Origin of the sequence: Haloferula chungangensis (assembly GCF_042664875.1) — a bacterium.
GTDB classification, from domain to species: Bacteria; Verrucomicrobiota; Verrucomicrobiia; order Verrucomicrobiales; family Akkermansiaceae; genus Haloferula; species Haloferula chungangensis.
This window is the reverse complement of the sequence record NZ_JBHTBS010000001.1, coordinates 578,626-592,314: the sequence shown is the minus strand read 5'-3', so window position 1 is coordinate 592,314 and position 13,689 is coordinate 578,626. Positions and strand designations below refer to the sequence as shown.

At 59.2% G+C, this 13,689-nt stretch carries 13 protein-coding genes and 1 tRNA gene; 5 read left to right on the top strand and 9 right to left on the bottom strand.

Annotation, left to right across the window (positions count from 1 at the left end):
- The first annotated feature begins 22 nt into the window (after window positions 1-22).
- The gene (locus tag ACFQY0_RS02375) at window positions 23-2,938 is read left to right on the top strand and encodes a type III restriction-modification system endonuclease (protein WP_379708695.1); all 2,916 of its coding nucleotides are present in this window, start codon (window positions 23-25) and stop codon (window positions 2,936-2,938) included.
- Window positions 2,939-3,109: 171 nt separating this feature from the next.
- Here ACFQY0_RS02375 and ACFQY0_RS02370 read toward each other — a convergent pair.
- A tRNA-Pro gene (locus ACFQY0_RS02370) sits at window positions 3,110-3,186 on the bottom strand.
- 111 nt (window positions 3,187-3,297) lie between these two features.
- Here ACFQY0_RS02370 and ACFQY0_RS02365 point away from each other — a divergent pair.
- Complete coding sequence (locus ACFQY0_RS02365) at window positions 3,298-4,098, top strand: ATP-binding cassette domain-containing protein (RefSeq protein WP_379708692.1); 801 nt, start codon at window positions 3,298-3,300, stop codon at window positions 4,096-4,098.
- A 13-nt stretch (window positions 4,099-4,111) separates the two neighbouring features.
- Window positions 4,112-4,462 carry a hypothetical protein gene (locus ACFQY0_RS02360; protein ID WP_379708690.1) on the top strand — a complete coding sequence of 117 codons (351 nt, stop codon included), beginning with the start codon at window positions 4,112-4,114 and terminating at the stop codon, window positions 4,460-4,462.
- 6 nt (window positions 4,463-4,468) lie between these two features.
- On the opposite strand, the gene ACFQY0_RS02355 is transcribed toward ACFQY0_RS02360, so the two are convergent.
- Window positions 4,469-5,140 (bottom strand): lipoyl protein ligase domain-containing protein, encoded by a 672-nt coding sequence (locus ACFQY0_RS02355; RefSeq protein WP_379708687.1) that lies wholly within the window; start codon window positions 5,138-5,140, stop codon window positions 4,469-4,471.
- A 64-nt stretch (window positions 5,141-5,204) separates the two neighbouring features.
- Between ACFQY0_RS02355 and ACFQY0_RS02350 the strand changes: the two genes are divergently transcribed.
- The gene (locus ACFQY0_RS02350; RefSeq protein WP_379708685.1) at window positions 5,205-6,029 is read left to right on the top strand and encodes a CbiX/SirB N-terminal domain-containing protein; all 825 of its coding nucleotides are present in this window, start codon (window positions 5,205-5,207) and stop codon (window positions 6,027-6,029) included.
- Window positions 6,026-6,667: a DR2241 family protein gene (locus ACFQY0_RS02345; protein ID WP_379708683.1), complete on the top strand. Its 642-nt coding sequence runs from the start codon at window positions 6,026-6,028 to the stop codon at window positions 6,665-6,667. The genes ACFQY0_RS02350 and ACFQY0_RS02345 overlap by 4 nt, the downstream gene beginning before the upstream one ends.
- Before the next feature lie 19 nt (window positions 6,668-6,686).
- Here the strand turns inward: ACFQY0_RS02345 and ACFQY0_RS02340 are convergent, their stop codons facing one another.
- The 7 genes from ACFQY0_RS02340 to ACFQY0_RS02310 all read right to left on the bottom strand — a co-directional run bounded on the left by ACFQY0_RS02340 (window position 6,687) and on the right by ACFQY0_RS02310 (window position 13,689).
- A complete protein-coding gene (locus ACFQY0_RS02340; protein WP_379708681.1) occupies window positions 6,687-7,418 on the bottom strand; it encodes a biotin--[acetyl-CoA-carboxylase] ligase in 732 nt (243 codons plus the stop codon).
- The gene (gene nadC, locus ACFQY0_RS02335) at window positions 7,411-8,247 is read right to left on the bottom strand and encodes a carboxylating nicotinate-nucleotide diphosphorylase (protein WP_379708679.1); all 837 of its coding nucleotides are present in this window, start codon (window positions 8,245-8,247) and stop codon (window positions 7,411-7,413) included. The genes ACFQY0_RS02340 and nadC overlap by 8 nt, the downstream gene beginning before the upstream one ends.
- A 59-nt stretch (window positions 8,248-8,306) precedes the next feature.
- Window positions 8,307-8,726, bottom strand: coding sequence for a secondary thiamine-phosphate synthase enzyme YjbQ (locus ACFQY0_RS02330; RefSeq protein WP_379708676.1), 420 nt, complete (start codon window positions 8,724-8,726; stop codon window positions 8,307-8,309).
- 61 nt (window positions 8,727-8,787) lie between these two features.
- Complete coding sequence (locus ACFQY0_RS02325; protein ID WP_379708674.1) at window positions 8,788-10,092, bottom strand: DUF58 domain-containing protein; 1,305 nt, start codon at window positions 10,090-10,092, stop codon at window positions 8,788-8,790.
- Window positions 10,089-11,105 (bottom strand): AAA family ATPase, encoded by a 1,017-nt coding sequence (locus ACFQY0_RS02320; protein ID WP_379709398.1) that lies wholly within the window; start codon window positions 11,103-11,105, stop codon window positions 10,089-10,091. The genes ACFQY0_RS02325 and ACFQY0_RS02320 overlap by 4 nt, the downstream gene beginning before the upstream one ends.
- 26 nt (window positions 11,106-11,131) lie before the next feature.
- Window positions 11,132-12,271, bottom strand: coding sequence for a DUF4350 domain-containing protein (locus tag ACFQY0_RS02315; protein WP_379708672.1), 1,140 nt, complete (start codon window positions 12,269-12,271; stop codon window positions 11,132-11,134).
- A complete protein-coding gene (locus tag ACFQY0_RS02310) occupies window positions 12,241-13,689 on the bottom strand; it encodes a DUF4129 domain-containing protein (RefSeq protein ID WP_379708670.1) in 1,449 nt (482 codons plus the stop codon). Before ACFQY0_RS02310 ends, ACFQY0_RS02315 begins: the two co-directional genes overlap by 31 nt.

Sequence of the window (13,689 nt, the reverse complement as noted above, 5' to 3'; positions counted from 1 at the left end):
TCTCTCTCCTGCCTCTCCGCTCATGCAGACGAGCCGGCGGTCCGAAATGGACTATGGCACCGAGGCCTTCCGCAACGCGCCCATCGCCCTCACCAGCGAATCGATTCTCGCCAACATTCAGCGCGTCCAGCGCCAGCAGAACCTCCCGCAATCCACCAAGCTCATCACCACCAAGAGCGCCGAAGTGAATCTCGATGTCGAGATGGAAACAGGGACCGGGAAGACCTACTGCTACATCAAGACCATGTTCGAGCTGAACCGCCGCTACGGCTGGAGCAAGTTCATCATCTTCGTCCCCAGCATCGCCATCCGCGAAGGCGTCCAGAAGTCCCTCGAAATCACCGCCGAGCATTTCCTCCAGGACTACGCCAAGCGCCCTCGCTTCTTCACCTACGATTCCAAGCAACTTCACAACCTGGAGAGCTTTTCATCCGGTGCCGGAATCAACGTGATGATCATCAATGTCCAGGCCTTCAATGCCACCGGTAAGGACAACCGCCGCATCTACGAAGAACTCGATGACTTTCAGTCACGCAAGCCCATCGACGTCCTCCGGGCCAACCGCCCCATCCTGATCCTCGACGAGCCTCAGAAGATGGAGGGTAAGAAGACCACCGACGCACTGGCCAAGTTCGATCCCCTCTTCGTCCTCCGCTACTCCGCCACCCACGAGGCCGAGCACAACAAGATCCACCGCCTCGACGCCCTCGACGCCTACAACCAGAAGCTCGTCAAGAAGATCTCCGTTCACGGCATTGCCCAGAAGGGCCTCAGCGGGACTAACAGCTACCTCTACCTCGAAAACATCCTCATATCCAAACAGGCCCCTGTTGCCCGCATGGAGATCGAAGTGATGACCCAATCCGGTCCCAAGCGAGTGCTCCGAAAGATCGCCAAAGGAGATAATCTCCACACCCTCTCCAACAGCCTCGAACAGTATCGTGGTTACGTCGTCGCCGACATCGATGCGGTGCACGACACCGTGAGCTTTCTCAATGGCATTGAGATCGCAGTCGGCAGCGTCACCGGGGACGTCAACGAAGCCGACCTCCGACGGATGCAGATCCGCGAAACCATCCACGCCCATTTCAAGAAAGAGCGCGAACTCTACGACCAGGGCATCAAAGTCCTCAGCCTCTTCTTCATCGACGAGGTGGCGAAATACCGTCTCTACGACGAGGACGGAGAAAAGGAGCTCGGAGAATACGCCCAGATCTTCGAAGAGGAATACACAAACCTCCTCAATGACTTCCTCGAAATCGAGGACACCCCCTTCCAGCGCTACCTCGAGAAAATCGAGGTCTCCCGCACGCACAACGGCTACTTCTCCATCGACAAAAAGGGCAAGCTCACCGATCCAAAGGTCAAAGCCAAAGGAGAGGGCGCGGGGACGACTGACGACGTCAGCGCCTACGACCTCATCCTCAAAGACAAGGAACGCCTCCTCTCCTTCGAGGAGGACACCCGCTTCATCTTCTCCCATTCCGCCCTCCGCGAAGGCTGGGACAACCCCAACGTCTTCGTCATCTGCACCCTCAAGCACAGCGACAACACCATCTCCCGCCGTCAGGAGGTTGGCCGAGGCATGCGCCTTTGCGTGAACCAGTTCGGTGAGCGCATGGACAACCCCGCCACCGCTCACGAGACCAACATCCTCACCGTCGTCGCCAACGAGTCCTACGAGGACTTCGTTAAAGGTCTCCAGACCGACATCAGCAAGGATCTCTCCTCCCGCCCGCGCAAGGCCGACGAGAAATACTTCACCGATAAGATCGTCAAGGATGCCGAAGGCGTGGAGAAAACCATCGACGGAACTATGGCGAAGAAACTCCATCGCTACCTCATCAGAAACGAATACGTGGACGATGATCACGACACGATCACCGAGGCCTATCACAAAGCGAAGGCCGAAGGCACCATCGCCGAGCTACCAGCCGACCTCGAACCCTACACCGCGTCCATCATCGAACTGATCGACGCCGTCTACTCCGACGCAGCCCTTCCTCAAACCGAGGACAGCCGGAAAGCGAAACAGAACCCACTTAACGACAACTTCAAAAAGAAGGAGTTCCAGGCACTTTGGGAAAAGATCAACCGCAAGGCCGCCTACACCGTCGAGTTCGACAGTGCCGAGCTTGTCCAGAAGGCCATCAAGGCCCTCAACAAGGAGCTCCTCATCAGCAAGCTTCAGTTCCACATCAAGCGCGGACAACAGCAAGACGAGATCGGGCATGATGACCTCACGGGAGGCACCAGCTTTTCCGTCCAGGATCAGAGAACCGAGTATAACACCGGCAGCATCCGCTCCAATGTCCGCTACGACCTCATCGGAGAAATCGCCGAAGGCTCACAGCTTACCCGTCGCACCGTCGGAGCCATTCTCAAAGGCCTCGAACTCCCCGTCTTCACCCAGTTCCGCGACAACCCCGAAGACTTCATCGCCAAGGCCGCCCGTCTCATCAAGGAGCAGAAGGCCACCATGATCATCGAGCACCTCAGCTACGATCCCATCGACGAGCTCTGGGACTCGGACATCTTCACCAAGGAGAAGGGCAAGGACGCCTTCAGCAAGGCCTTCAAAGCCAACAACCACATCTACGACTACGTCTTCACCGACTCCAACATCGAGCGAGCCTTCGCTGAGAACCTCGACACCAGTGCCGAGGTCACCGTCTACGCCAAGCTCCCCCGTGGTTTCTCCATTCCCACCCCCGTCGGCGACTATAACCCTGACTGGGCCATCGCCTTCGAGGACGGGAGAGTGAAGCACATCTACTTCATCGCCGAGACCAAGGGTTCCATGTCCTCCCTGGAACTCCGCGAAATCGAAAAGGCCCGTATCCAGTGCGCCAAAAAGTTCTTCGCCAAGATCTCCACCGACCAAGTGAAATACGACATGGTCGACAGCTACGGGAAGCTGATGGATATCGTGAGCTAGGGGGGAGGAACGAGGTATCAGAGGATTCCGACTTCTTCGCGCTGGAGAAGACGGGCCGTTAGACTCCTGTTAGGGAGGCCACAATGTGCCATTTCGGGCCTTAAGGGCAGAGAAAAGGCAGGAAAGGTTCCCCTCGCCTGCCTTGAATCTTCGTAAGTTATTGAGAAAGAGTGGTCGGGGCGGCCAGATTCGAACTGACGACATCCTGCTCCCAAAGCAGGCACTCTACCAGGCTGAGTTACGCCCCGGACGCGCGGAACCTCCATGGCCGGAGGACTTTTGGCAAGTAGGAAAATGCAGGTTTTTTCAATTCTTTCACTCGGCTTGCCAGACAGCCCTCCTCAAGCCACTCTTTTGACGTGTCCTACTTGGAAATCGATAGCCTCCACACTCACTTCACGAAGCGCTCCGCCAACCCGTTTTCATCCAAAACGGAAACCATCCGGGCGGTCGATGGAGTCAGCCTGACCGTCCAAAAAGGCGAGATCCTCGGATTGGTCGGCGAGTCGGGCTGTGGAAAGTCCACTCTTTCGAGGACGGTCATGCAGCTCGTCCGCCCCACTTCAGGAAGCATCACGCTCGACGGCTGCAACCTAACAGACCTGCCGGTCAGCCAGATTCGCCGCCGGAGGCTCGACTTCCAAATGATCTTCCAGGACCCCTACGCGTCCCTCAACCCCCGCATGACGGTCTTTGCGACGCTCGCCGAGGCGATCAAGCAGCGCCATCCCAAGTCAAGGGGCAGCGCTCTCAGCCAAAGGGTCGCTGAGCTGATGGAAACCGTCGGCCTCGATCCTCGACTTCAGCGAAAGTATCCCCACGAATTTTCCGGCGGCCAGCGGCAGCGCATCGCCATTGCCCGCGCCCTGGCACCAGAGCCAAAGCTGGTCATCGCCGACGAGCCGGTCTCGGCACTTGATGTCTCCATTCAATCCCAGATCCTGAATCTGCTGAAAAAACTCCGGGCCGATCTGGACCTCACGATGATTTTTATTTCCCACGATCTTGGCGTGGTGCGCTACCTCGCCGATCGCATCGTCGTCATGTATGAAGGCAAGATCGTCGAAGAAGGTGAAGCCGAGGCACTCTTTAGAAACCCTCAGAACGACTACACCAAGAAGCTCCTCGCCGCGATTCCAAGCCTCGCGGAATCGCATTGATCCCACGGCTCGGATGGCGGGAGGACGAGGGCTGTTAGGAGCGCGGCTCTGGATGATCGCCCAGATCCTTCTCTCCGTCGGCCTTCTCGGAACTCTCATGGTTTCCTCTCTCGGCTCTGAGATGGAACTTGCCGATGCGTCTTGGCTTCAAGTCAGCCTCCAGCTTCTCACGGTCGCGATGTTTCTAGGAGCCCTACTTCTTTGGCTCTTCGCCTGGAAATTCTATATCCGCGTCTATCGACAACGCAGTGTCACTCGTGACGCTCTCTACTTTGCAATCCTTCTCGGACTCACCGTCCTTGCGCCGCTCGCCTTCATGATCATCGAAGGCAAGGACTCCTTCTTCAACGAAGCGTTCGCCTGAGGATACTCACCGACGTTCCTGCCACTCTTTCGCCGTGTATCGCAGTGACATCAGGTCGGCGATACGAGATTCGTCGGCGTGAATCTCGGCAACCTGCACCTCGCGAGCCAGGCAGCCTGCCAGCCTGAGCCCCAGTCCTTCGTCGGCACTCATTCCGAGCGACCCTTGATGCAGGAGTCCCCTCACCGTCCGGCGCTGTCCGGCACCCGCGATCTTTTTTCCTGCCGCGCCGATCAGATCGAATTCCACAGGCCGTTGAAAGCAATCGCCTCCCGGTGTCGAGGAGCGCGCCCCGGCGACGGCGCACTCGACTCCGCCGGCCTGCAGGGCATTCGCCAGTGCCTGATGGATGACGCGATAGCTCTCTGCTCCCTTCATTCCCGCAAGCAATTCGCCGCGCGGAATCAGCAGGGTATAAGTCCAATCACTCCGGTGATCGACGATTCCCCCACCCGTCCACCGCCGCACGCGCTTCAGCCCGATCAGCGACTGCGCCGCCTCTGAATCCGGCACGAAATACCCGTAGCTCCCCCAGTTTTCCTCCCAGCGATACACCCTGAGAAGCGGGCCTTCCAAGGTCTCGAGCAGCCACTCATCCACGGCCATGTTCGCAGGCCCGCTGCGTGCCACGTCGTCCATCCACAAGCTGAGCCCTTCGATCACGGCGGACATTCTCATCGGCCAGACACATTCTTCAACCCTTCGCTCTTGCATCCCTCCATCTCCTGCACAAGTTCAGCCCATGCCGCTCGCGCCGAAACCGGATGCCGCCCTGCTAATCGTCGGGCATGGCTCCACCGAGAACCCGGATTCCTCCACCCCCTACTTCGATCACGCCGAGGAGATCCGCTCCCGCGGGATCTTTGGGGAAGTCCACTGCTGCTTCTGGAAAGAGGAACCATCGCTCCGTGAAGCACGCTTTCTTATCGACGCGAAGGAAGTCTACGTCGTCCCGGATTTCATCAGCGAAGGCTACTTCACCCAGGAAGTCATCCCCCGCGAACTGGAACTGAGCGCTGCCACCACCAGCGTGCACGGAAAGTCCTGGCACTACACCAAACCCGTGGGTGTCCACCCTTCCATGACCGAGATCCTGACCCGGCGGGCGCTTGAGGTCGCACCCGGAGTCAATCCGCAAGAGACCACCGTCTTCATCGTCGGACACGGCACGGGTCTCAACCAGAACTCCACCAAGGCGGTCCGCGATCAGGCCGAGCTGATCAAAAACTCAGGCGTGGGCTATGCCGACGTCATCGATACCTACATGGAAGAGCAGCCTTTCATTGCCGACTGGGCGACCCTCGCCAAAACTCCGAATGTCGTCGTCGTGCCCTTCTTCATCGCCGACGGACTTCACTCCTATCAGGACATCCCCGTTCTCCTGGGCATCGAGAAGGATGAAGGAGAGGCTGCGAGTCAGCGCGAGGTTTTCCGGCAGAACCCCTATCACCTCCGGGAAAAGACACTCTTCTATTCATCCGCCATTGGCACGGGACGCCTGATGGCCGACGTCATCCTCGATCTCGTCGACGACTTCGATCAACACCAACTCACTGCGCTCCCATGATCAGGCAACGATTGGAAAACGCCCTGAATGAAGGCATCCGCCAGATCGGGGAGATCACGATTCACCCCGATACCGCTGGCGCGGCTTATGCGCTCTGCCATACGGAGGACTCGAACTCCCTCGATCTGTTAGAAACCCACCGCGGTCCGTCAGCGGCCCGTGAAATCTCGACCTGGGCCGAAGACGGGCACTACCGCTTCACCAAGGGTGAGCTTTCGTTAAGGCGCGGATGGCTTCTACTTCTCGACGACACGAACGAGCTCCGACAGGCGCTCGACCTCTTCTATCCCGCTTCCCTCGGCCTGTGGCTTGCGGAGAAGGACGGGAAAATCGACGTTCAGAATCTCCGGGAGAAGTTGAACCGCCAGACCGGCATGTACAAGTTCGCCAAGAACATCAGCGATGCGGGTGCCCAACGTCTCGTTCGCGAAGTCTGTGGTCCCGGCAATTGCTGTGTTAAGAAAATCCTCTGGCAGATCGATGAATCGACCGCGCTGGAAGACAGCGAGGCGAGTCGCTTCAACGGCATCGTCGGCGATCCCGAAAGAGCCATCCCGCTGCTCTGTCGGGAGGCCTGCAATCATTTCGTCGCCGAGACCAGGAAGGCGTCCAAGGCCGAGCAGGAAGCCGGCAAGTGACGGCCTGACTGACAGGCGATCAGCGGCGAATCCTCACCTCGTGGGCCTGCAGGAACTTCTCTTCGCCGTCGTCGGTGACGACAAGCAACTCGCCCCCCTCACCAATCCCCGAGACCACTCCGCTCACCGAGCGCTCACCGCTCATCAGGCTGACGCTTTCTCCGCTCAGGGCACAGCGTTCGCGTACCCGTTCCAGCAGATCCGGAAATCCCGAACCAATTTCACCGGACCATCCGACCAGTGACTTCAGCACCTGATACAGGACATCAGACCTCTCGATCGGCGTGCCCAACTCCAGGGACATCGAGGTCGCCTCGAGCCCATCAGGAAACTCCCGCGTCCCGACATTCAAACCAATCCCGACAATGACATGCTGCGCCGCCGCTTCGACAAGGATTCCACAAATCTTTCGGCCTCTAACAAGAACATCGTTTGGCCACTTGATCTGTGCCTCCACGCCGAACCGACCCAGGGCCTCCGCGACCGCCAAACCGGTCGCCAGCGACAGCCTCGGCCAGAATGCCTTTGGCTCGTTTGGACGCAGCAGCACCGAGAACGTCAGGCTTTCTCCCGGTGCCGACAACCACGCGGCACCGCGACGCCCACGCCCCGCCGTCTGACGTTCGGCGAGCAGCACCAGCCCGTTTGCCTCATCCCCGCACGATCGGAGCTCATCATTCGTCGACCCCGCCTCCTCAAGCACCTTCAGACGCCAGCCGTCCGGCAGGCATGGATCCTGCCACTCACTCATTTTCAGGAGGAACGAAGTCCAGTGCCAGGTCCAGCGCCACGGCTGAGTGCGTGATCGCTCCTACGGAAACGAAGTCCACACCGGTCTTCGCAATTCCTTTGACCGTTTCCATATTCACCCCGCCACTCGCCTCGAGACGCGGCCTCGTCCTTCCACCCCTCATTTCCACGGCTTCCCGAAGCTCGGCAAGGCTCATGTTATCTAACAGAATGTGATCCACGCCCACAAAACCCAGAAAGCTCTTCACCTGTTCGAGTCGATCCGCTTCCAGCTCCACCTCCACCCCCGGGTGCTCGGTCTTCAGCCTGCGGATCGCCGCCTGTAGTTCCTCGGGGTCATGCTCCGCGACCAGATGGTTGTCCTTCACCATCACCCGGTCGTAGAGCCCCATCCGATGATTGGTTCCACCCCCATGCACGACCGCCTGCTTCTCCAGCCAACGCCAGCCCGGGGTGGTCTTGCGGGTATCCAAGATTCTCGCCGATGTGCCGGCGACCTCATCCACGAAGCGCCTCGTCGCGGTTGCCACGCCCGAGAGCCGTTGAAGAAAATTCAGTGCCGTCCGCTCGGCTGTCAGGATCCCTCTTGCGGAACCCTCTACGGAAATCACGTGCGCCCCTTTGCCGACTCGTGAGCCATCCGAAACCATCGACTGCAGCGCGATCTGAGGATCCACCCGACGGAAGACTTCCAGGGCGATCTCGACTCCCGACAGGCAGCCGTCTTCGCGGGCCACGATGAAGCCGCGAATCCGTCGGTCGGCCGGAACGAAATACTCCGAGGTCAGATCGCCCGCACCGATGTCTTCGGCAAGAGCGGCGTCAATCAATCGCGATACAGATTCTTCCACAGCCCGATCCTCCATGCAGATGCCTGAAACGACAATCCTCAATCCCCGACCACACTCACCACAATCTGCCGCTGATGAGGTGCGTCTCGATGTTCGAAAAGAAAGATCCCCTGCCAGGTGCCGAGCGCCATCCGGCCATTCACCACCGGAATCACCTCGCTCGTCCGAGTCAAGGCCATCCGGATGTGGCTCGGCATGTCGTCGGGCCCCTCATAAGTGTGGATGAAATACGGCGTATCCTCAGGAACCAGATGATCGAAGAACGCTTCCAGATCCGTCCGAGCACTCGGGTCGGCATTCTCCATGATGACCAGGCTCGCCGAAGTGTGACGGACGAAGACCGTGACCGTGCCCGTTGAGATCCCACTTTGCGTGACAATTCCGGCAACCTCCCCGGTGATCTCGTAGGTTCCCTTGCCTCGGCTGTGGCACGTGAAGGATGCGGCATGTGCTGACATGCACGCCTCCTATCAAGACGGCACGCGCCAAACAAATCCAAAGCCGCGCCGCCGGCTGATCTTAAAGCCTGCCCGCCGCCTTGATGTCCAGGTAGCGGTTGGCAAGCGCCACCGGGAAATCCTGCGCCGGCACATCCAGGGTAAGAACCCCGAAGCCCCGCAAGGTCGCCATAACCTCCGAACGCTCGCTATCGTACTGCTCGGCAGCCGCGAACCTCAAAGCATCATTGAAGGACTCCACCGCTTGGTGCCGGGCATCCTCAATGGTCCGCTCGCGCAAGCTCGCCAGCATTACCAGATGACGTCCGCTCAGGATCCTCAAGGCAGGCACCAGCTCGGAGGCATCCTCGCCACGAAGATTCGTCAGAAGAACCACCAGGGCCCGCCGATTTTGCCGCACCATCAGCCGCTCGGCGGCGGCTGAGAAATCACTCGGCTCAGGCGTCGTCTTGTAGTCGTAGAGGTGATGAAGCAGCGTCGACATCGAATGCGCTCCCTTCACCGGCGGCAACCAGCGATGGGTTCCGCCGAACGACTGCACCCCCACCTGATCGCCCTGTCTCAGCGCAACGTAGGAAAGCAGTAGCATCGCATTCAAACAGTGATCAAACTGTGGCAAATCGCCGTCCATCGCCCGCATCCGTCGGCCGGTATCGGTGAGAAAGATAATCGTCTGATTTCGCTGCTCCTGATACTCGCGGCTGATCAGCTCGATTCTTCGCGAGGTCGCCTTCCAGTCGATCTGCGCCAAGGGGTCGCCCTCACGATACTCGCGGAGCTGGTGGAAATCGCGACTGCTCCCCGCGAGGGACCTTCTAACAATCCCCATCTGGTCCTGCCGTGACTGCATCGCAAGAAGCGCAAACCGGACCACTGGTTCGTAATCGGGATAGACCTTCACCTCTTCCCGTTCACCAACCAGAACCCGGCGGCGCCAAAACCCCAACTGCGAGATGATTCCAACATGAATCTGCCGGAACATTGCCGGTCCACGCTCGAGGATCCGGACTTCATGCTCGATCCTCGCCTTCCCCCCCTTGGGGATCAGACCTTTCCACGGCATGATCTCTGATTCGACCCCTTCAGGAATGCCATCATAGATCTCGACCTCGAGATTCCTTCCACTTCGGTTTACAAAATCCAGGCGCACTTCCCCGGCTTCTCCGACGGCGAATCTTCCCGGCAACTCCCTTGTTAGATCAAATCGGGAGCCGGCTTTCAGAAGTGCCGCATCGACCAGGATGATCAACAGCGCCACCCCACCCGTCATCGCCCAGGCCAGCTGCCAATCCGGACGGATCGACGCCGCGAGACCAAACAGGCCCCACGCGAAAATCAGATACAGGCTGCGGGCGGTCGGGGTCACTGGCGGGGGGCAGGAACGGACTCAACCAGGGACTTCAGAATCGCATCGATGTCCTGACCTCCAATGGCGACCTCAGGAGCAAGCTGCACACGGTGACGTAGCACCGGCAAGGATGCCGCCTTGATGTCGTCCGGAATCACGTAATCCCTCCCATGAAGCGTCGCGATCGCCTTGCCGATCCGCACCAGTGCAATCGCACCACGCGTGCCCGCACCCAGCGATACTGCCTTCGAATCGCGCGTCGCCTGCACGATGGCCACCGCGTAGTCGACCACTTCCTGAACCACGCGAACCGCAGCAGTCTCCGCCTGAGCCCGCACCACATCTTCCGGCGTCGCCACGGCTTCCACCGCGGCCACCGACGACTCACCCGGCACTTCAGCAGCCGAGCGTGTGACAATCTCCCTTTCGGCGCTGCGTTCAGGGTAATCGATGAGCACTTTCATCAAAAAGCGGTCAAGCTGGGCTTCGGGCAGCGGATAAGTCCCTTCATGCTCGATCGGGTTCTGAGTGGCCAGCGTCATGAAGGGCGGACTCAGGGGCATCGACTCACCGTCGATCGTGACCTGCCTCTCCTGCATCACTTCTAACAGCGACGACTGGGTCTTCGCAGGCGCACGGTTGATCTCGTCCGCAAGAAGCAGGTTTGTGAAAACCGGACCACGCCGAAGTTGGAAGGTCTGGCTTTTCATGTCGAACAATCGGAAGCCCGTCACATCCGAAGGCATCAGATCAGGCGTGAACTGAATGCGACCGAATTCGCCGGCGAAGCTCTTGGCCAGCGCCAGCACCAATTGGGTTTTCCCGAGCCCCGGCTTGCCTTCAAGAAGCACGTGCCCACCGGCCAGCAAGCCGGCCAGCACCTGATTGATGACTTCCTCCTGACCCAGCACCGAGCTCGCGATCTGCTCGCGCATTCTTGCGATCAGGCTCGCCGACGCCGACATGCTCGGCTGCGACGGCAGCTCGATCTCCTCAGCAGCAGCAGGAAAATCACCCTCGTTGGCGGGCATCTCCGGTTGAATTGGCTCTTCTTCGTTCATGGGATGGATAAGTGAATGGTTTGGAGGTCAGCGACAAGTTGAGTGAAGGTTCCGCCGTCTTTCGATCGTTCGAAGGTCATGGCTCGCTCGGCCCGTTCGCGCGTAATGCCCGCGCGCTCGGCAATGAGTTCGAAAAGGTCGATGTCGCGATTTCCCGTCGTCAGGGCGAGACGCTGAGCCCTTTCAATGAGGCTTTCCCGCAGGGGTCTCAAAAGCCCCTCGGCACGATCGAGACGCCAGTGAAAGTCGCCAAGCGCTTCCAAGTGGTGCTCATAAGCGCGTCCATGCGAAGTCGATTCCACGGAATCCAATGGCCCGACCCGTGGCAGGTTCTTCCACAGCCAGAAGAGCACGAGCACGATCAGAGCCGTCACGGCAGGCCAGGCGCGCGACCAGAGAAGCCCAAAGAACGACAGCGAGACATTCCGCACAAATGCCGTCGTTCCGTGGTAGGGCGACGCCTCGTGGAGAGCCAGAAACAGCTCCGCATGATCGTAGTCCCCGATCCAGCGATTCCGGAACGGTCGGGCGTCGGCCACAAACGTGATTCGGCCCTCCCGACGCTTCATCGAATGAATCATCACCGGCTCTCCCTTGCGATCTTCAGGACAGACTCGGGCTTCCATGAAGACCTCGTATTCCTCTCCGAGAAAAGTCAGCTTATCCGCCGACAGAGGTTTCCCCTTTTCTCCAGGGCTGTAGTCAAACATGACGCCCAATCGATTGAGCCACTCCACAAAAGGCTCGGACAAATCTTCCTCGCTATCGAAGGAGCCTAACAACGTCCTGCGCCAGTCGTTCAGGTAGGCCTCACCGTTGTTCATCAGCACGATCACGTGCCCTCCGTTCAGCGACCACTCATCAAGTTCATCGATGTATCCGCGAGCGGAGAGCGCCGACACCGGGATCACCATCGTGCTGATGTCACTCTCCAGGTCCGGCCACCCGGCCTTGTTCTCGACGCCGTAGTCGAATTCCTCAAGCAAACGTTCAGCCGCCAGATAGGGATTGAGCCGGGCTTTGCCCTTGTGACCGGTTTCCCTGGTCGACTCCTCGTAGCTGCACCCCACCAGCAGGAGCAGCGAAAGCAAAACCGTGTACCACTTCATTTCACCCTCCTTTCGGAAAAGGGCCACTCGCGACAAAGTCGTTCCCAATCGCTTTCGCTGGGCGCTTCGCGGGCGTAGGCAAGACTCATCCATCGCCGCGTCAGGCCATCGAAGTAACTCAAATGGCGAACCTCCGCCTGACCTGCCCTTCTCAAGCAGTCGCTCTCGGTATCGGACTCCGCGATTTCCAGCCCGCCCTGATTGATCATCCAGGAGATCGACGCCCGATAAAGAAGACTCATCGCCTCATGACGTTGGCCTTCATTCCACAGTCTCAGCGCCGTGTCCGAGACATCTTCCGGGAGACTCTCGGGTGCCACCGCCATCCCCATGACCACTTTCGCCTGTGGCTTGGCAATCCGACCACCGCCACCGCTGCCTCTGCTGAAAACATGCCGATAACGATAAATCAGCCACGCCAGCAGTACAAGCAAGCCCCCGATCAGGCCGACCTTCAAGATCACGGCAAGTCCTTCCAAAAGTCCACCGCCGACACCCGATCCCCCCCCTGAGCCTGAACTCGAACCGCTTCCGGAGCTCCAATTTTCCAGCCAGTCCCACTTGGGCGTTCGAATCGTCTCCTTGTGAACTTCGAAATCCTCATGGTCGAGCACCTCCTCAATCACCTCAGCGCCATTGGCCGCATCAGCAGGCATCACCAATGATCCCATCAGTCCGAACACCAGCAGACTGGTGATCCCCAGCAAACGATTCCCCAGTCGCCGGAACGCCAGCTCGACGTCCCAGCCCTCGATCCAGGTACGATGGTTCACGTAGATGCCGAATCCGGCTCCGATCGAAAAGATATCCACCAGTCCAAGCGCGCAGCAAATCGACCCGATCACCATGATCGACAGGCTCGTCGGCGGCACCACTTTCTCTCCCTGAAGCCAGAGGGTGATCGACTCGGACCAGCCCTGACCTGATCCGTCGGGAATGAATAGCGCGACGGTGAATAGGATCGTCACCGCCATCCAAAAGGACAGAAACAGGCGCCACATGGCCAGGAGGATGACGCTCGAATCCCCACGCCTCATCAGCACCCGGCAGCGGGCCGAGTAGGCCTTTCCTTTCAGCCCTTCGAGATCCTCGACGGGCATCGTCAGCGGCCGCCAGGGAGACAGGCGCGCCCAAAACATGCGGAAAAGGAACCGCCGCGAAATCGCTTTGGGAAACTCCCTCAAAACTTCGCGTTTCGACGGATCATCACCGAACAACCTGCGACTCAACTTGAAGAGAACCAGACGGGAGGCCACCGGAATCCACCACCAGAAGACCAGGCAAAACCAAACTGGATGCTCTGGAAGCAGCCAGATAGCCGGAAGCAGCATTGGAGACATGCCGAGGAGCCAGATGCTCGACAGACTCCAGAAATCACGCCGGACAAGCGCCAATCCCAGATCGATCGCCTCCCAATCGCTTCTCGGACGGAGCTCTGCCGTCAC